The 18425-nt window shown below is 73.8% G+C and carries 17 protein-coding genes; 11 read left to right on the forward strand and 6 right to left on the reverse strand.

Annotation, left to right across the window (positions count from 1 at the left end):
* Window positions 1-43 precede the first annotated feature (43 nt).
* From ACIOJE_RS04730 to ACIOJE_RS04745, 4 genes are all read left to right on the forward strand, one after another.
* Window positions 44-463: a DUF5997 family protein gene (locus tag ACIOJE_RS04730; RefSeq protein ID WP_280682573.1), complete on the forward strand. Its 420-nt coding sequence runs from the start codon at window positions 44-46 to the stop codon at window positions 461-463.
* Window positions 464-575: 112 nt separating this feature from the next.
* Window positions 576-1499, forward strand: a complete 924-nt coding sequence (locus ACIOJE_RS04735) for an SDR family oxidoreductase (RefSeq protein ID WP_400773306.1) — start codon at window positions 576-578, stop codon at window positions 1497-1499.
* Window positions 1500-1685: 186 nt separating this feature from the next.
* Window positions 1686-3404 (forward strand): DUF885 domain-containing protein, encoded by a 1719-nt coding sequence (locus tag ACIOJE_RS04740; protein WP_400773308.1) that lies wholly within the window; start codon window positions 1686-1688, stop codon window positions 3402-3404.
* A 293-nt stretch (window positions 3405-3697) separates the two neighbouring features.
* A complete protein-coding gene (locus ACIOJE_RS04745) occupies window positions 3698-4444 on the forward strand; it encodes a hypothetical protein (protein ID WP_400773309.1) in 747 nt (248 codons plus the stop codon).
* Between the two features lie 35 nt (window positions 4445-4479).
* On the opposite strand, the gene ACIOJE_RS04750 is transcribed toward ACIOJE_RS04745, so the two are convergent.
* From ACIOJE_RS04750 to ACIOJE_RS04770, 5 genes are all read right to left on the reverse strand, one after another.
* Window positions 4480-5277: an SDR family NAD(P)-dependent oxidoreductase gene (locus ACIOJE_RS04750; protein ID WP_280682580.1), complete on the reverse strand. Its 798-nt coding sequence runs from the start codon at window positions 5275-5277 to the stop codon at window positions 4480-4482.
* Between the two features lie 311 nt (window positions 5278-5588).
* Window positions 5589-6422: an ammonia-dependent NAD(+) synthetase gene (gene nadE / locus ACIOJE_RS04755; protein ID WP_400773311.1), complete on the reverse strand. Its 834-nt coding sequence runs from the start codon at window positions 6420-6422 to the stop codon at window positions 5589-5591.
* Between the two features lie 131 nt (window positions 6423-6553).
* Entirely contained in the window at window positions 6554-8482 is a 1929-nt protein-coding gene (gene ftsH, locus ACIOJE_RS04760) for an ATP-dependent zinc metalloprotease FtsH (protein ID WP_400773313.1), read from the reverse strand.
* Between the two features lie 243 nt (window positions 8483-8725).
* Window positions 8726-9331 (reverse strand): DsbA family protein, encoded by a 606-nt coding sequence (locus ACIOJE_RS04765; RefSeq protein ID WP_280682586.1) that lies wholly within the window; start codon window positions 9329-9331, stop codon window positions 8726-8728.
* A gap of 70 nt (window positions 9332-9401) precedes the next feature.
* The gene (locus ACIOJE_RS04770; protein WP_400773314.1) at window positions 9402-10973 is read right to left on the reverse strand and encodes an alpha/beta hydrolase; all 1572 of its coding nucleotides are present in this window, start codon (window positions 10971-10973) and stop codon (window positions 9402-9404) included.
* 381 nt (window positions 10974-11354) lie between these two features.
* On the opposite strand from ACIOJE_RS04770, the gene ACIOJE_RS04775 reads away from it, so the two are divergent.
* From ACIOJE_RS04775 to ACIOJE_RS04805, 7 genes are all read left to right on the forward strand, one after another.
* Window positions 11355-11723, forward strand: coding sequence for a PadR family transcriptional regulator (locus ACIOJE_RS04775; protein WP_280682593.1), 369 nt, complete (start codon window positions 11355-11357; stop codon window positions 11721-11723).
* Window positions 11720-12325 carry an HAAS signaling domain-containing protein gene (locus ACIOJE_RS04780; protein WP_400773316.1) on the forward strand — a complete coding sequence of 202 codons (606 nt, stop codon included), beginning with the start codon at window positions 11720-11722 and terminating at the stop codon, window positions 12323-12325. The genes ACIOJE_RS04775 and ACIOJE_RS04780 overlap by 4 nt, the downstream gene beginning before the upstream one ends.
* A 567-nt stretch (window positions 12326-12892) precedes the next feature.
* Complete coding sequence (locus ACIOJE_RS04785) at window positions 12893-14722, forward strand: Ig domain-containing protein (RefSeq protein ID WP_280682597.1); 1830 nt, start codon at window positions 12893-12895, stop codon at window positions 14720-14722.
* Between the two features lie 97 nt (window positions 14723-14819).
* Entirely contained in the window at window positions 14820-15278 is a 459-nt protein-coding gene (locus ACIOJE_RS04790) for a hypothetical protein (RefSeq protein WP_400773319.1), read from the forward strand.
* Between the two features lie 253 nt (window positions 15279-15531).
* Window positions 15532-15903 (forward strand): YciI family protein, encoded by a 372-nt coding sequence (locus ACIOJE_RS04795; RefSeq protein ID WP_400773321.1) that lies wholly within the window; start codon window positions 15532-15534, stop codon window positions 15901-15903.
* Window positions 15900-17123 carry an RNA polymerase sigma factor gene (locus ACIOJE_RS04800; protein ID WP_400773323.1) on the forward strand — a complete coding sequence of 408 codons (1224 nt, stop codon included), beginning with the start codon at window positions 15900-15902 and terminating at the stop codon, window positions 17121-17123. Before ACIOJE_RS04795 ends, ACIOJE_RS04800 begins: the two co-directional genes overlap by 4 nt.
* Window positions 17124-17182: 59 nt before the next feature.
* Window positions 17183-17689: a GNAT family N-acetyltransferase gene (locus ACIOJE_RS04805; protein ID WP_400773325.1), complete on the forward strand. Its 507-nt coding sequence runs from the start codon at window positions 17183-17185 to the stop codon at window positions 17687-17689.
* Between the two features lie 70 nt (window positions 17690-17759).
* On the opposite strand, the gene ACIOJE_RS04810 is transcribed toward ACIOJE_RS04805, so the two are convergent.
* On the reverse strand, window positions 17760-18422 hold the full coding sequence (locus ACIOJE_RS04810; RefSeq protein WP_400773327.1) for a DUF6461 domain-containing protein: 663 nt from the start codon (window positions 18420-18422) through the stop codon (window positions 17760-17762).
* Window positions 18423-18425: the final 3 nt, after the last annotated feature.

Below are 18425 nucleotides of genomic sequence, written 5' to 3' on the forward strand. Positions count from 1 at the left end.
ACCGTGACCGTAGGCGCCCGCGCACTCCCTTACCCTTGTCACCATGACATCGCTCAAGCAGAAGACCAGCCAGACCATGAAGCCGGCCACCGCCGCCAAGAAGCTGGGGATCTACCTCGACGCGGCGCCGACCGGCTTCCAGGAGGGTGTGGTCTCCCGCGAGGAGCTCAGCGCGCTTCAGGCCGACCCGCCGCAGTGGCTCCAGGACCTGCGCAAGAACGGCCCGCACCCGCGCCCGGTGGTCGCCGCCAAGCTCGGCATCTCCATCTCGGGCCTGGCCCGCGGCGGCGTGACCGAGGCGCTCACCACCGAGCAGATCGAGGCGATCAAGGCCGAGAACCCGCTCTGGCTGCAGCACGAGCGCGCCAACCAGGTGGACGTCCGCAAGGAGACCGCCCGGATCAAGGACAAGCACGAGAAGGAGGCCGCCGCCCAGGCCGCCAAGGCTGCCAAGGCCGGCTGACCCCCGCGCCCGGCCGCCGTCCGGGCCCGATTGTCAGACCCCTGCGCAACGATGGTGCCGACGTCCGTGGAACGGGCGTCGGCACAGTCGTCGGCAGGCAGGGAGCTCACGGATGGCACGGGTCGCAGGGGCACTGGACGGTCGGATCGCCCTGGTCGCAGGCGCGACCAGGGGCGCGGGGCGGGGCATCGCGGTCGAGCTGGGCGCCGCCGGGGCGACGGTGTACGTCACCGGGCGCAGCACCCGGGAGCGGCGCTCGGAGTACGACCGCCCGGAGACCATCGAGGACACCGCCGACCTGGTCACCGCCGCCGGCGGCCGGGGCATCGCGGTGCCGACGGACCACCTGGACCCGTCCCAGGTGGCCGCCCTGGTGCAGCGGATCGACGCCGAACAGGGCCGGCTGGACATCCTGGTCAACGACATCTGGGGCGGCGAGAAGCTGTTCGCCTGGAACGTCCCGGTCTGGGAGCACGACCTGGACGACGGCCTGCGGCTGCTGCGCCTCGCGGTGGAGACGCACGCCGTCACCAGCCACCACGCCCTCCCGCTGCTGCTGCGGCGCCCGGGCGGCCTGGTCGTCGAGATGACCGACGGCACCGCCGAGTACAACGACGCCACCTACCGGAACTCCTTCTTCTACGACCTCGCCAAGGCCTCCGTGCTGCGGATGGCCTTCTCCCTCGGCCACGAGCTGGGCCCCCGCGGCGCCACCGCCCTGGCGCTCACCCCCGGGTGGATGCGCTCCGAGATCATGCTGGAGCACTTCGGCGTCACCGAGGAGAACTGGCGCGACGCCGTGGCCCGGGAGCCGCACTTCGGCATCTCCGAGACGCCGTACTTCGTCGGCCGGGCGGTCGCCGCCCTCGCCGCCGACCCCGGGGTCTCCCGGTGGAACGGGCAGTCGCTGTCCAGCGGGCAGCTGGCCCGGGAGTACGGCTTCACCGACCGCGACGGCAGCCGGCCGGACTGCTGGCGCTACCTGGTCGAGGTGCAGGACGCGGGCAGGCCGGCCGCCCCGGAGGGCTACCGCTGACGGCGGGTCGGCGACGTGCCGCTGGGGGCAGGGGGGAACTCCTGCCCCAGCGCCGCGTATTGACCGCTCCGTGGATCGAGCGCTCCGTGTATTGACCGCGTCGCCGCCGACTCCGAATAATCGGCGCAACCGGGGCGCCCCAGGGAACCCTCGTCGCACTGACCACACCGGACCCGGGAGCGACCGATGACCGACCAGCCGCACCAAGACGGACCCACCGCGCCGGCCACCCCCGCCGCATCCGCCACATCTGCCGCACTCGCCGCACTCGCGACGGAGTTCTTCGCCGCCGAGAACTCCTACGCCCCGTTCGACGCGACGCTCAGCGGGGTCGAGGGCTATGCCCACGAGGTGCCCGACCCGTCCCGCGAGGCCGCGCTGCGCCACCGGGAGGTACTGGCGGGCTTCCGGGCGCGGCTGGCAGCGCTGCCGGTGGACGCGCTGACCGGCGACGACCAGGTCACCCACCGCGTGCTCGGGCGGCTGATCGACAACGGCACCGGTCAGATCACCCACGGGCTGGCCGACTTCAGCGTCTCGGCGACCATCACCGCACCACAGAACGAGGCCTTCACCTCCCTCATCATGACCTCCGTCGACCACGAGGGCGCCGACTCCTACCTGGAGCGCCTCGCCGGCCTGCCCGGCTACTTCGACGCCGTCCTGCAGCGCTTCCTGGACACGGCCGCCGCCGGCCGCCGGCCGCTGCGCAGCGGCGTCGACGCCGCCATCACCCAGCTGGACGCCTACCTGGCCACCGGCCCCGCCGACGACCAACTGCTGCGCCCGCTGCAGGGCCGCCCGGAGGCCGAGCGGGCCGGGGTGATCGTGCGCGACGGCGTCCGCCCGGCCGTGGCCCGCTACCGGGCCGGGCTGGCCCAGCGGCTGGCCGCGGACGCCCGGCCGGACGACGAGGCCGGGGTCTGCCACGTGCCCGGCGGCGTCGAGGGCTACGCCGACGCAGTGACCCGCTTCACCCGGCCCGGGCTCACCCCGGAGGAGGTCCACCGGATCGGCCTGGACACCCTGGCGGTGCTGCGCGAGGAATTCGCCGAGCTGGGCGGCAAGGTGCTCGGCATCACCGGCCCCGAGGCCGTGCTCGCCGCGCTGCGCGAGGACCGCACGCTGCGCTTCGACAGCGCCGGGGAGATCATCGCCCTGGTCGACGACGCGCTGGAACGCGCCCGCCGCGCCTCGGCCGACTACTTCCGCAGTTACCCGATCGTCGACTGCGTGACCCGGGAGATCGACCCGATCGAGGCGGAGACCGCGCCGCTCGCCTACTACCAGCCGCCCGGCCCGGGCGGCCTGCCCGGCACCCACTGGATCAACACCCTGCGCCCGCAGACCCGGTTCCGGTACGAGTACGAGGCGATCGCCTTCCACGAGAGCGTGCCCGGCCACCACCTCCAGATCGCCGTCGCCCAGACGCTGCACCACCTGCCGGAGTTCCGGCGCCGGCCGAGCAGCCAGCTGACCGCCCACGTCGAGGGCTGGGGCCTGTACACCGAGCGGCTGGCGGACGAGATGGGGCTGTACAGCTCCGACCTCTCCCGTTTCGGCATGCTGTCGCTCGACGCGCTGCGGGCCGTGCGCCTGGTCGTGGACACCGGCCTGCACCACTACGGCTGGTCGCGGGAGCGGGCGATCGCCTTCATGCGGGACAACACGGCCACCACCGAGGCCAACGTCCGCAACGAGATCGACCGCTACATCGCCTGGCCCGGCCAGGCCACCGCGTACCTGATCGGCCGCCGGGAGCTCGTCCGGCACCGCGACCGCGCGCAGGCCGCGCTGGGCGGGCGGTTCGACATCCGGGAGTTCCACCACCAGCTGATCGGGCACGGCAGCCTGCCGCTGGGGGTGTTGGACGAGCTGGTCTCGGACTGGATCGCGGCGCAGTAGCCGCCCCCGCGGTGCCGCCCGGGGAGCTCTTCGGCCCGGGGGTGGTGCTGAGCGTCGTGCCGGGTTGCTCCGCCCGATGTCGCTTCCGGTCGACCTCCGCCCGATCCCCGCCCAGGCTCCGCCCGGCCCCGAAGCGTCGCGGAAACGATTCCGCGCGCCCCGCACGGTCCTCCCGCGCCCGGACGTGGTGTCACCCCTTCGGCCCCGTTGACACGGTAGTGTCCGCTGGCGCACGGCAACCGGCCGACCCGTCGGCCGCCTGCCCGCCCCACCGCCCCGACCTGGAGGAACCCGTGCCGGCTCCCGTCCGCGCCGCCCTGGCCATAGCCTCGGCCGTCCTGCTCGCCGCAGCCGCAGGCTGCTCGTCTGGCGGCGGCCACACCGCCCGGCAGACCGGGCACGGCTCCGCCGCACCCACCCCCGGAGCCGCGCCCACCCAGGGAGTCGCACCCGCCCCGGGAGCCGCGCCCACCCCGGCGGCGATCGTCACCGGCCCCGGTCCGAAGAGCTCGTACGACGTCCAGCCGCAGCCCGCGCCCGGCAGCTGCACGTACCGCTACACCGCGGACAAGCAGCCACTGCCCGACCCGAACTGCACCCCCGGCGCGATCAGCCCGGCGGTCGACCAGGGCAACATCAACGACACCATCTGCAAGCCGGGCGGCTACACCTCGGCGATCCGTCCGCCGGCGAACATCACCGGCAAGGAGAAGGCCGAGAACGCCAAGTCCTACGGCTACACCGGACCGATGGGCGACGCCGAGTACGACCACCTGATCAGCCTGCAGCTCGGCGGCGACCCCAACGACCCGCACAACCTCTGGGTCGAGCCGCCCTCCCCCGGCCACGTCCCGGGCAAGGGCCCCAACAACCCCAAGGACTCGGTGGAGACGCACCTGCACACCGCGATCTGCAAGGGCCAGGCCACCCTCGCCGCCGTCCAGCAGGCCATCGCCACCGACTGGACCACCGCCGAGGCCAGGCTCGGCATCAAGTCCGGCGGCACACCCACCGCGGCGGCCGACGCCGACGGGGACTGACCGCTCGCGCCCCGACCAGAGCCATCGGCATGGCGTCAGCGCCCCAGCACCGCACCTCCGTTGAGGCCGATGACCTGTCCGGTCAGGTAGCCGGCGGCGGGTGAGGCGAGGTAGGCGACCGCCTCCGCCACGTCGGCGGGGGTGCCGGCGCGGCCGACCAGGGTGTCCGCGACCTTCCCGGCGTGGAACTCCTCGCTCCAGCCGGCACCGAAGATCTCGGTGTCCTCGATGTACCCGGGCGCGAGCACGTTCACCGTGACCCCGTCCGGGCCGAGCTGCCGGGCCAGGCCGAAGGCCCAGCCGTGCAGGGCGGCCTTCGCGGCGGCGTACGAGCCGGCCGAGTGCGGGCCCGCGCCGCCGCGCTGGGCGGCCGCCGAGCTGATCACCACGAGCCGCCCGCCGGGCCGGCGCAGCCGCCCCTGCAGCGCGGTGGTGAGCAGGACGGCGGTGAGCAGGTTGGCGTCCAGGTCCCGCCGCCAGACCCGGGCCAGGGCGGCCAAGCCATCGCCGTCGGGCGGGGTCACGATGGCGCCCGCGTTGTTCACCAGCACGTCCACCGGCCCGAGGGCGGCGATCCGCCCGGCGGCCGCCTCGACCGCCTCCGGGTCGGTCAGGTCTGCCGCCAGCGGCACGATCCGGCCCGGACCGGCGGTCCGTTCGATCGCCTCCCGGGCCTGCTCCAGCACCTCCGGCCGACGGCCCAGGATCACCACCCGGTGCCCGTCGGCGGCCAGCCGGGCGGCGATCGCCCGCCCGATCCCGGTGCCGCCGCCCGACACCACCGCGAGCCGGTCCTGCGTCATCCCGTCCTCCTGCTCCCGTACGTCCCGCATGCCCTGCACATCCCACCCGTCCCCCGTGTCCCGCCTCTGCGGGTCGGGTCAGCCCGTCCCGGTGTCGTCGTAGGCGCGCACCAGCTCCGCCGACCGGGCGGGCCACCCGACGCGACGTCACCCCGCCCATGCCGTCCCCTTCGACCCGCGAAGTCGAACCCTGTTCCCCGTACCGTAACCAGCCGCCCGCCCAAGCCGTCACCGGGGCGCCACCGTGGCCACGGTGGCCGCCGGCGTCGCCAGCGGCCGCTGACCCCGCCAGGCCTGACGGTGCGTCAACTCTTGGTGCCGCCAGGCCTGGCCGTCGGTCGCTACGCGGGCGTGGCGGGCGGGCGGCGCTTGTGCTCGGTGCGGCGGTAGTGCGCGAGGACGGTGTGGAAGACCTCCTCGCTCACCGGCCGCTCCTCCAGGAAGTCGTCCAGGGCCTCATAGGGCACGCCGAGGGCGTCCTCGTCGGGGCGGCCCGGGGCGAGGGTTTCGAGGTCGGCGGTGGGGGTCTTCCGGACCAGGTCCGCCGGCGCTCCCAACACCTCGGCGACGGAACGGACCTGACGCTTCGTCAGACCGTCGAGAGGCATCAGGTCGGCGGCGCCGTCGCCGTACTTGGTGAAGAAGCCGACGGCCGCCTCGGCGGCGTGGTCGGTGCCGACGACCAGGCCACCGGTGGCGCCCGCGACCGCGTACTGGACCACCATCCGCTGGCGGGCCTTGACGTTGCCGCGGACGAAGTCCTCGTGCGAGCGGTCGGCGAAGGCGAGGCCGGCGGCCGTCAGGGCGTCGAAGGCGGCGTCGGTCGCGGGCCTGATGTCGACGGTCAGGGTCCGGTCCGGCTGGATGAAGTCGAGCGCGCGGCGGGCGTCCGCCTCGTCCGCCTGGGTGCCGTAGGGCAGCCGCATCGCACAGAAGTCGGCCGCGTGCCCGGCGGCGCGCAGCCGGTCGACGGCGAGCCGGCAGAGCCGCCCGGCGGTGGTGGAGTCGATGCCGCCGCTGATGCCGAGCACCAGGGTGCGCGCGCCGGCCGCGCGTAGCTGGTCGGCGAGGAAGGCGGCCCGGCGCTCGGCCTCCCGCTCCGGGTCGGCCACGGGCGCCACCCGCAGACTGCGGGCGATCTCCCGCTGGAGGTCGGCGGGCAGGGGTTCGGGCATGACGACTCCTTGGTGGCCGGACGAGGCTCGCTTCACCGGACAGTGTCCACCCGAAAGCGACCTGGGACGCATGTGATTCCAGCAACATCAAGAGGGCCGAAACGCCTGGTGTCCCCCCTGGCGAGCCCTGGCTAGGAGGCCGGGGCCGGGTGGCTCAGGATGTCGAGGACGACGGCGCCGTCGACGGTCTCCTGGGCGACCAGCAGGGCGGCCAGCTCGTCGAGGTGGTGGCGGTGTTCGCGGAGCAGGCCGACGGCGCGGCTCTCGGCGTGGCGCAGCAGGCGGGCGACGGCCTCGTCGACGGTGCGCTGGGTCTGTTCGGAGTAGGGGCGGCGGAGCAGGTCCTCGGGGTTGTCGCCGAGGTAGTGCGCGGAGCCGGTGGAGTAGCCGACCGGGCCGAGTTCCGGGGAGAGCCCGAATTCCCGGACCATCCGGGTGGCCACGCCGGTGGCGTTGGCGAGGTCGTTGGCGGCGCCGGTGGAGCCTTCGCCGAAGACCACCAACTCGGCCGCGCGCCCGCCGAGTTGGACGGTGAGCAGGTCGGTCAGGTAGCCCTCGCTGTACAGGTGCCGCTCCGCTTCGGGGAGTTGTTCGGTCGCGCCGAGGGAGACGCCCGCCGGGAGGATGGTCACCTTGGCGACGGGGTCGGCGTGTTCGCAGAGCGCGGCCGCCAGGGCGTGCCCGGACTCGTGGACGGCGACGGCCTGGCGCTCCTCGGGCAGCAGCGCGTTGGAGGACTCCCGACGGCCGAGCAGGACGCGGTCGCGGGCGGCGTCCAGGTCGTCGGCCGTGAGGGTGGCGCGTTCGGCGCGGACGGCGTTGATGGCGGCCTCGTTGAGGAGGTTGGCGAGGTCGGCGCCGGAGAAGCCAGGGGTGCCGCGGGCGATGCGGTTCAGGTCGGCGTCGGGGGCGAGGGTCTTGCCGTGGACGTGGACGGCGAGGATGGCGGCCCGTTCCGCCTGGTTGGGCAGCGGGACGGTGACCTGGCGGTCGAATCGGCCGGGGCGCAGCAGGGCCGGGTCGAGGGCGTCCGGACGGTTGGTGGCGGCGATGACGACGATGCCGGTGGTCGGGTCGAAGCCGTCCATCTCGGAGAGCAGCTGGTTGAGGGTCTGCTCGCGCTCGTCGTTGCCGCCGAGCCGGGTGCCGCCCGCACGGCGGCCGCCGACGGCGTCGATCTCGTCGATGAAGATGATGGACGGCGCGCGTTTGCGGGCCTCGTCGAAGAGGTCGCGGACGCGGGAGGCGCCGACGCCGACGAACATCTCGACGAACCCGGAGCCGGTCACGGAGAGGAAGGGCACCTCGGCCTCCCCGGCGACGGCCCGGGCGATCAGGGTCTTCCCGGTGCCGGGCGGGCCGACCATGATCACTCCACGCGGGCCCTTGGCGCCGGCGGCGGCGTAGCGGTCGGGGCTGCGCAGGAAGTCGACCACCTCGCTGACCTCCTGCTTGACCCCCTCGTACCCGGCGACGTCGGCGAAGCGGGTGGCGGGCCGCTCGGCCTCGATGATCTTGGCGCGGGAGCGGCCGATGGCGCTCAGGCCGCCGCCGAGCGAGCGGGCGGCCATCCGGCCGGACCAGAGGAACAGCCCGCCGAAGACCAGCAGCGGCAGGAACAGCAGCAGGGTGGACCAGATCGAGCTGCCGCCGCTGCGGCTGCCGGTGACGTCCACGTGCTGGTTCGTGAGCTCGCCGCTGAGCTGGGAGGTGTTCAGGGCGGTCGGGATCTGGCTGGTGAAGTGCGTGCCGTCCTTGAGCGTGCCGGTGACGCCGCCGGTGTCGGTGATGTCCACGGTCTGCACCTGGCCGGCGCCGACCCGGTTGAGGAAGTCGGTGTAGCCGTAGCGGGTGCCGGTCGAGCCGGTGTTCGAGAACAGCACGAGCAGGAGCAGGGTCACCAGGGCGGCGACGGGCAGCAGCCAGCGGCGCATCGCGGGGGCGGGGGGCCGGGGCGGCGGCGGGCGGCCGGGGGTGCCCGGCTGCTCCGGGGGCGAGGACGGCGGCGGGGGCGGGGTCGCCGGGTGGCGGGCGGCACTCAGCCGACTTCGTGCGATCATCCACGCTCACCGCCTCTCCGGCGCCGCCGGGCCTTCCTCTCCATGGTCGGGCCTGAGGCGCCGGAACGGGAGGTTCTGGCGCCAGGGCCTGTCCGGCCGGACAGGCCCTGGGCGAATCCGCCGCTCAGGGGAAGTCGCCCCTCAGGAGAACCCGCCGCTCAGGAGAGGTCACCCCTCAGGAGAAGTCGCCCCTCAGGAGAACCCGCCGCTCAGGAGAGGTCACCCCTCAGGAGAAGTCGCCCCTCAGGAGAAGTCGAGCGAGTCCGTCCGGGTCCGCTTGAGCTCGAAGAACTTCGGGTACCCGGCCAGCAGCCGCACCCCCTCGAAGACCCGGACGGCGTCCTCGCCGCGCGGGATGGCGCTCAGCACCGGCCCGAAGAAGGCGACGCCGTCGACGTGGATGGTCGGCGTGCCGACCTCCTCGCCGACCGGGTCCATGCCCTCGTGGTGGCTCTTGCGCAGCGCGACGTCGTACGCCGTGCTGTCGGCCGCGTCGGCGAGCTCCTCCGGCAGTCCGGCCGCGACCAGGGCCTCCCGGAGGACGGTCTCGTCGGCGGGCCGGTCCTGGTCGTGCAGGCGGGTGCCGAGTTCGGTGTACAGGTCGCGCAGCACGTGCTCGCCGTGCTGCTCGGCGGCGGCGATGCAGACCCGGACGGGCCCCCAGCCGGTGGTCATCAGGCGCTGGTAGCGCTCGGGCAGGTCGGTGCGGCCCTCGTTGAGGACGGACAGGCTCATCACCCGGAAGGAGAGGTCGAGCTCGCGGTGGCGCTCGACCTCCAGGATCCACCGGGAGGTGATCCAGGCGAACGGGCAGATCGGATCGAAGTAGAAGTCGACTTTGGTGGTCACATCGACGAGCCTAGGGGGCGAGTGGACCACGTCCCAGAGCCAATCAGCCAGCACTGGAGTGGTCCACTTCTCAGCTGCAGGTGGTCCCGCCCGCGGGCACCGTGCCGTTCAGCAGGTAGGCGTCCACGGTCCGCTTCAGGCACGGGTTGCCGGTGTTGTAGCCGCCGTGGCCCTCGCCCTGGAGGGTGACGGTGACACCGACGCCCGGGCCGAGCTGCTGCGCCATCGCTTGGGCGCCCTCGACCGGGGTGGCCGGGTCGCCGGTGGTGCCGACCACCAGGATCGGGGCCGCGCCGGCGGCGGTGACCTCCGGGTGGTCGGTCTTGCCCGGCACCGGCCAGCCGGTGCAGCCGGTCAGCCCCCAGGCGGAGAAGGGCCCGAACACCGGGGAGGCGGTCCGGAACTGCGGCAGCTGCTGTTGGACGTCCTGGTCGGAGTAGCGCTGCCGGGAGTCCACGCAGCTGATCGCCCGGTTGGCGGCGTTCAGGTTGGTGTACTGCCCCTGCTGGTTGCGCCCGAGGAGCCCGTCGGAGAGCTGGAGCAGCGTGTTGCCGGTGCCCTGCTGCATCGCCTCGGTGAGCCCGGCGGCCAGGACGGGCCAGGTGTCCTGGCTGTACAGGGCGCCGGCGATGCCGTTGAGGGCCAGACTCTCGGTGAGCTGCCGGCCGTCGCTGGTGGGCAGCGGCGACTGCTCCAGCTTCTGCAGCAGCGCGGTGATCGTCGCGGTGCCCTGGGCGCCGCCGCTGCCGGTCGGGCAGCCGGCGTCCTTGGTCGCGCAGGCCTTCATGAAGTCCTCCAGGGCGAGCTGGAAGCCCTGGGCCTGGCCGAGCGCGGACTGCTGCGGGTCCTTCGTCGGGTCGACGACGGAGTCCAGCACGACCCGGCCGACGTGCTGCGGGAAGAGGTGCGCGTAGACGCCGCCCAGCTGGGTGCCGTAGCTGATGCCGAAGTAGAAGAGCTTCTGGTCGCCGAGCACCTGCCGCATCAGGTCCATGTCCCTGGCGGCGCTCTCGGTGTCCACGTAGGGCAGCACCGGGCCGGAGTGGTGCTCGCAGGCGGCGGTGAACTGCGCGTTGTTCTCGTCCAGCGTCTTCACCCCGGCAGGGGTCTGGGGGGTGCCGTCGGCGGCGGCGTTGGCGTCCATCGCCTTGTCGTCCAGGCAGATCACCCCGTCGCTGGCGCCGACTCCGCGCGGGTCGAAACTCACCAGGTCGTAGCGGGTGTTGAGGGAGGCGTAGGTGGCGGCGAGCGCGGGCAGCGTGGCGACGCCGGAGGCGCCGGGGCCGCCGAAGTTGAACAGCAGCGAGCCGATCCGGTGCTGCTCGTCCGTGGCCCGGCTCCGGATCAGGGCCAGGCCGATGGCCTTGCCGTCCGGCTGGGCGTGGTCGAGCGGTGCCTTCAGGGTGGCGCACTGCCAGTTCGCGGCGGGCGCGGCGGCACCACCGCCCTGGGCGGGGCCGGGGGCCGGGCAGGCGTGCCAGTCGAGCTGCTGGGCGGCCAGTCCGCTCGCCGAGCCGGCCGCGGCCGGGGAGGTCGGCGCGGCCTCGGCGGTGGCCTGGCCGTCGCCCTGGCAGCTGGTGGCGGAGGCGAGCAGCAGCGCGGTCACGCCGAGCGCGCCGACGCCGCGAACGACGGTGTGCATGGTGCGGTCCACCTCTCGGGTTGCCGGCTCTCGGGTTGCCGGGCGCGCCCCGGCGGACGGCGGGGCCGCGTACGCCCCGGCGCTCGGCACCGTCAGCGCACCACCGACCCTAGGGGCGGCAGCGCGGGCACGCCCGCCGGAAGCCCCGGTCGGGGGGCGTGCGCCGCTCGGGCTGCCACCCGCCGTCCGGGTGAGGGATCAACCGGCCGACGGCCGCGCGGAGCCGTGGCGAGGCCCGTGCCGAGGCCCCGCACCGAGACCCGCAACGAGGCGCCGTCACGCGAGACGGCCGTCGGCCGGAGTGCGGGCGCCGCACCCGGGGACTCGATGCCGCCCAGCTATCTGGTGTCGCATGCTATCTTGCATTGCATGGTACCTGGCATGACACACCACGACGGCGACGCCGGTACGGCCGACGGGCCGGTGGCGACGCAGCTGCGCAAGGGCGTGCTGGAGTACTGCGTCCTGGCACTGCTGCGGGACGGCCCCCGCTACGGGGTGGAGCTGCTGCAGGAACTCGGCCGGTTCCCGATGCTGGCGACCAGCCAGGGCACCATCTATCCGCTGCTGTCGCGGCTGCGCCGGGCCGGCCTCGCCGACACCTTCCTGCGCGACTCGGCCAGCGGCCCGTCCCGCCGCTACTACACCCTCACCGACGCCGGCCGCAGCGCGCTGGAGGAGTTCACCACGCTGTGGCCCGCCTTCCGCGAAACCGTCGACCACGTCCTGGCCCCGGGAGAGAACCCGTGAACGAGCCCACCGCCCACCCCCTGGTCCGCGCCCACCTGGACGCGGTCGCCCGCTACACCGCCCCGCTGCCCGAGGAGCGCCGCCGCGAACTGCTGGCGGACCTGCGCGAGCACGTCGAGATCTCGCTGGCCTCGTGCGACCCCGCCGACGAGGCCACCGTCCGGCAGGTCCTGGAGCAGCTGGGCAGCCCCCGCCGGATCGCCGACGCCGCGCTCGACGAGGAGGGCGTCCGGGCCCGGCCCGAGCCGGAGAGCGGCGGCCGCACCACCCTCACCCTGGTCTTCGCGGTGCTCGCGATGCCCCTCCTGCTCATCCCCGCCGTCGGGCCCGCGCTCGCGCTGGCCGCCGCCGTCATCGCCGCGACCAGGGTCGCGAGGTCCGCGCAGTGGACCCGTCGGGAGAAGAAGCGGGCGACCCTGCTCCTCCTCTCCCCCGTCCTGGTCACGCCGCTGGCCTGCCTCGTCCTCGCCATGTCCCCGACCGGCCTGACCCCGCTCGCCATCCTCGTCGCCTGCGCGGTCGGCTTCTGCCCCACCCTGCTCGCGGCGTTCCTGCTGTCCCGATCCGCCGCCCGGCTGCGCTCCGCCGCACTCGCCGCTTGAATCAGAACTCGCCGTACGGCAATTGAGGTTCAATCACATACGGTCGGCGGCCGCTCCCCGGACACCGGGGAGCGGCCGCCGACCGTCAAAGCCCGGAGATCCGAGGCCCCACGCCCCACGAAAGCGTGTCGACGCCGATCCACGAGGTAGCGTACGGAGCATCCCGGATCCCGTGAGGCCGGCGCTTGTGCGCGTCCCTGGCCGGCCGCTAAAGTCTTACCTGTTTCTCACCGTCAAATTCTTTTTCGGCCACGGCGGTTCATACGGTGAACGAGAACCTCCATACAGTGTGCGGACATTGAACGCCCCCACCGGCGACCCCTGCCACATGGGGGCTTTTCCATTACGCGGGACTCCGGGCGAATCCCTTTACCGTCAGGCCCGTTGACCCGCTTCTCCGGCGACTGCTTTGCTTTCGGCGGCCGAGGCGGGCCTGTTTCCCCCCGGTGATCCGTTGTGCGGCGGGTCACCCAGGCATCCCCACCGCCTCCGGCCTCTCCCTGTCCTTCACGACCACCCGGCGCCCACCGGCTCCCGGGTGGTCGGCATGAGAGAGGCAACCCTCACATGGGCCGAACCCCCACGTTCCGTCATGCCAGACGAGCGGCGTTCACCGGCATCGCCGCGTTCGCCCTCGCGGCGGCCGGCTTCACCGCGGCACCCGCCCAGGCGCAGCCCGACGGCTCCGCGACCCCCGCGGCGTCGGCGAACCACCCGTACCGGCACGGCGCCGTCCCGCTGCGCGGCCACCAGGCCGCGCCGAACCTCACCGCCGCCAACAACCTCAACTACGGTGGCGGTGCAGGCAGTCCGAGCATCGGCGTGACCACCGGACCGGAGCACGTCTACCTGGTGTTCTGGGGCTCCCAATGGGGCACCAGCGGCACCGACGCCAACGGCAACACCACGCTCAGCGGCGACGCCAAGGGCATGGCCCCGCGCCTGCAGCAGCTGTTCAAGGGCATCGGCGCGGGCAACGAGCTCTGGTCCGGCGTCATGACGCAGTACTGCGAGGGCATCGCGACGGGTTCGCAGACCTGCCCGGCCAACTCCGCGCACGTCGCCTACCCGACCGGCGGCGCGCTCGCCGGCGTCTGGGTGGACACCTCCGCCGCGGCGCCCGCCTCCGCGACCGGCAACCAGATCGGCGCCGAGGCGGTCAAGGCGTCCGGCCACTTCGGCAACACCACCGCCGCGGCCAACCGGAACAACCAGTACGTCGTCGTCTCGCCCACCGGCACCACCCCCGACGGCTTCAACACCGCGTCCGGCAACTTCTGCGCCTGGCACGACTACACCGGTGACACCACGCTCACCGGCGGCGCCGTCTCCTCGCCGTACGGCGAACTGCCGTTCACCAACCTGCCGTACGTGACCGACGCGGGCTCCGGCTGCGGCCAGAGCTTCGTCAACGCCGGCTCGGCCGGCACGCTCGACGGCGTCACCATCGTCGAGGGCCACGAGTACGCCGAGACCATCACCGACCAGAACCCGGCCGGCGGCTGGACGGACAGCAGCGGCGCCGAGAACGGCGACAAGTGCGCCTGGCTCAGCAGCGGCCAGGGCGCCTCGGCGAACGTCGGCTTCGCCACCGGCAACTTCGCGATGCAGTCGACCTGGTCCAACGACTTCAACAGCGGCGCGGGCGGCTGCCAGATGTCGCACCCGATCGTCGGCGGCGGCACGACCGGCAACACCGTCACCGTCACCAACCCGGGCGCCCAGACCAGCACCACCGGTACGGCCGTCAGCCTGCAGGTCGCGGCGACCGACAGCGCCTCCGGCCAGACCCTCGGCTACACGGCGAGCGGCCTGCCGGCCGGCCTGTCCATCTCCGCCTCCGGCCTGATCAGCGGCACCCCGACCACCGCCGGCACCTCCAGCGTCACCGTGACCGCCAAGGACACCACCGGCGCCACCGGCTCCGCCTCCTTCGGCTGGACCGTCAACGGCACGGGCGGCGGCGGCATCACCAACGGCGGCTTCGAGACCGGCACCCTGAGCGGCTGGACCGGCGCCGGCAGCACCGCCGCCACCAGCGCCGCCAAGCACACCGGCGGCTACGGCGCGATGGTCGGCTCCACCAACCCCACCACCACGTCCTCGGTCAACCAGACCTTCACCGCACCGACCGGCAGCAGCAAGGTCTCCTTCTGGTACGACGTCACCTGCCCGGACACCGTCACCTACGACTGGGCGACCGCCACGCTCAAGGACAACACCACCAACACCACGACCACGGTGCTCGCCAAGACCTGCACCAACGGCCTCGGCTGGAAGTCCGCCTCCGGCACCGTCACCCCGGGCCACAGCTACACGCTCACCCTCACCAACGTGGACGACAACTACCCGGGCGACCCGACCTACACCTACTACGACGACGTGACCGTCTCCTGACGGCCGTCCGTCCACGCCCCTGACGCCGCCGGGGCGGGCCACCACGGCCCGCCCCGGCGGCACCGCGCCCCGAGGACCTGCCCGCGGAAGGAGAGCCGTGTCCACCCGAACCCGCGCGGCGGTCGCCCTGCTCGCCCTGCTCGCCCCGGCGGCGGGCTGCTCGTCCCCGCCACCGACCGCTCCTCCGGCCGCCCCGTCGAGCGCCCCGCCGAGCTCCTCGCCGGGCCCGGCGGTGCTGCGGCTCGACGAGCACGCCGACGGCACGACCGTACGGGTGGCGCCCGGCACCGTCGTGCGGATCGAGCTGCCCGGCACCTACTGGTCCGCTCCCGCCGCCGACGCGCCGCAGACCCTGCGCCCCACCGGCGGCACCACCTCCCCCGCCCCCTCCTGCCGCCCGGGGGCCGGCTGCGGCGAGGTCACCGCCGGGTTCCTGGCCGGGCCGCCCGGCACCGCCCACGTCTCCGCGCACCGCACCACCTGCGGCGAGGCGCTGGTCTGCCCGCCCGGGCAGCGGACCTTCACGGTGACGGTGACGGTCGCCGCCGGAGCCTGATGGTCAGTGCTGGACGCCGGCGGACAGCGCGAAGTCCGCGAAGCAGGCGCGCCGGGTGCTCGCCGGGCCCCAGCCGGCGTCGTGGCCGCCGCAGAAGCGTGGAGACCTGACGGGCGATGCTGCCGCTGCGAGAAGAACATGCGAACGTTCCGGCGGAGGATGTCAAGAGGACGGCGGCGGCTCCGACCAGCCGGTCGAAGGGACCAGCCGGTCGAAGGGCCCAGCCGGGCTCGCGAACCACGAGGAGCACACGATGAAGTTCCTGATCAGTCTGCACATCAACCCGGCCGTGATCGACGCGCTGACCGACGAGGAGAAGGCGGCGATCGGCGCCGGCCACGGCACGTTCATCGAGGCGCTGAAGGCGTCCGGCGAGCTGATCGGCACGCAGGCCCTGGTCGACCCGTCGCAGGCCGCCGTGGTGACCGTCCGCAACGGCCAGCCGGTGGTGACCGACGGCCCGTTCCTGGAGTTCAAGGAGTTCCTGGGTGGCTACTACCTGATCGACTGCGAGAACAAGGAGCGGGCGATCGAACTGGCGGCCCGGATCCCGGACGCCGCGATCGAGGGCCTGGGTGTCGAGGTGCGGCAGGTCATGTTCTCCGACGGACAATTGGAGGCATGACAGCACGGGGCTTCGAGGACCTGCTGCGTGAGCTCACGCCGCAGGTCCTCGGCACGCTGGTAGCTCGGTACGGCCGCTTCGAGGGGTGCGAGGACGCCGTGCAGGAGGCCGTCCTCGCCGCCACCGTGCAGTGGCCCGCCGAGGGGGTGCCGGGCAACCCGCGCGGGTGGCTGGTGACCGTCGCGTCCCGGCGGCTCATCGACCAGCTGCGCAGCGACCACGCGCGCCGGGAGCGGGAGTCGGCGACGGCCGTCGAGGTGGTGCCCGAGGACGTGCCGGACACCGACGACACGCTGGTCCTGCTGTTCCTGTGCTGCCATCCGACGCTCACCGCGGCCTCCCAGACGGCCCTGACCCTGCGGGCGGTCGGCGGCCTGACCACCGCCGAGATCGCCCGCGCGTTCCTGGTCCCGGAGGCCACGATGGCGGCCCGGATCAGCCGGGCCAAGCAGCGCATCAAGGCGGCCGGCAGCTCGTTCGCGCTGCCCGAGGGAGCGGAGCGCGAGGAGCGGCTGCGGGTCGTCCTGCACGTGCTCTACCTGATCTTCAACGAGGGCTACACCGCTTCCTCGGGCACCGAGCTGCACCGCGCCGACCTCGCCCACGAGGCGATCCGGCTGGCCCGGATGGTGCACGCGCAGCTGCCCGAGGACGGTGAGGTGACCGGGCTGCTCGCGCTGATGCTGCTGACCCACGCCCGCCGGGAGACCCGGACGACGACGGCCGGCGACCTGGTGCCGCTGGACGAGCAGGACCGCAAGCAGTGGGACCGCGCGCTGATCGACGAGGGCCTCGGGCTGGTCAAGGAGTCGCTGGCCGGCCGAACGCTGGGGCCCTACCAGTTGCAGGCCGCCATCGCCGCCACGCACGCCGACGCGGCCACCGCCGAGGAGACCGACTGGCGGCAGGTGCACGCCCTCTACCTGATCCTGGAACGGATCGCGCCCAACCCGATGGTCACCCTCAACCGGGCGATCGCACTCGCCGAGACCGAGGGCCCGGCGGCCGGGCTGGCCCTGCTGACCACCTTGGACGGTGACGAGCGGATGGCGCGGCATCACCGGCTGCTGTCCGTCCGGGCGCACCTGCTGGAACAGACCGGCGACACGGCCGGGGCGTACGAGCACTACCGCCGCGCCGCGAAGGCCACCGCCAGCCTCGCCGAGCAGCGCTACCTGGAGGCCCGGGCGAGCCGAACGAGACAGGCCCCGGGGTCCTGACCTTCCGCCGCGCCCAAAACCCGTGGCGTCGGACCGGCCGGCGCGGGACCCTGATGACCATGCTCATCACCGAGTGCCACTCCGCCGACGTCGCCCTGCTGGACACCCACCTGCCGTCGCCCTTCCGGACGTCGTTCCACGCGCAGCGCTTCGCCCGCCAGACGGCCGGCAGCAGCACCTACCTGATCGCCTGGCGTGACGGCATCCCGGTCGGAAGCAGCGAGGTCCGCTGGAACGGGTGCGCCGCCGCCGAGGTCCGACTCGCCGTGCCGCACTGCCCGGAGATCAACGGCCTGTCCGTCGCCGAGCCGCTGCGGGGCACCGGCTTCGGCACCGCGCTCATCGGTCATGCCGAGCGGCTGGCCCACGCCGGAGGCGCCGGGCGGATCGGTCTCGGCGTCGACGAGCACGACAATCCCCGGGCCGCGGCGCTGTACGCCCGGCTCGGGTACCGTCCGGTGGTCCGCTACGTCGACCGCTGGTCCTACACGGACCGGCAGGGGGTGGACCACGACGTCGAGGATCCCTGCGTCTTCCTCGTCAAGCCGCTCGACCGGGCCGCCTGACCCGCCGCAGCTCGACGGCCCGGCAGTTCCGCCGCCGGCCTCAGCGGCCCCGTGGTTCCAGCGCCGGGGCTCAGCGACCCTGCAGTTCCATCCCCGGGGTGCCGCGCACCGCGTAGGCGGGCAGCCGCAGCTCGCCGAGGACGGCCCGGGGCAGGCTCAGCCCGAACCGGCGCTCGACGGCGCCGAGGGTGCGTCGGCGGACGGCCGCGGGCGGCTCGCCCGCGGGGCGGCGGGTGATCCCGTCGGGCTCCAGGACGCCCGCGGCGACCAGCTCGGGCACCAGCAGGTCGGGCTCCCTGCCCCAGCGCCAGCGCTCCTCGGCGAGGCCGAACCCGCACAGCACGGCGCCGTCGCGGGCGTAGTCGAGCAGCGCCGGCGGGTGGTCCGGCATCGGGCGGAAGTGGACCACCTCGACCCCGTCGCGGGCTATCTCGGTGAGCAGTTCACCGCCGGTGGAGTCGCCGTACTCGACCGCGAAGGACCAGCCGCCGGACTCGCCGACCCGGATCACGCCGTCGCCGTCGTCGCTCGGGCGGAACACCTCGATGTCGAGGTCCCACACCTCGGTGCCGCTGATCGGCCCGGCCGCCGCGGCCGGGTCGGCGCCCATCCGGCGGGCGAGCTCCTGCGGCGGGATCCCGCGGGCGAACAGCACGCCGCCGACGGACCGCCCGGCGTCCGCGAGCCACCGGATGCCGTCGCCGTCCCCCACCCCATCGGTACCGCCCGTCATGAC

The organism is Kitasatospora sp. NPDC087861, from assembly GCF_044742585.1.
GTDB lineage: Bacteria > Actinomycetota > Actinomycetes > Streptomycetales > Streptomycetaceae > Kitasatospora.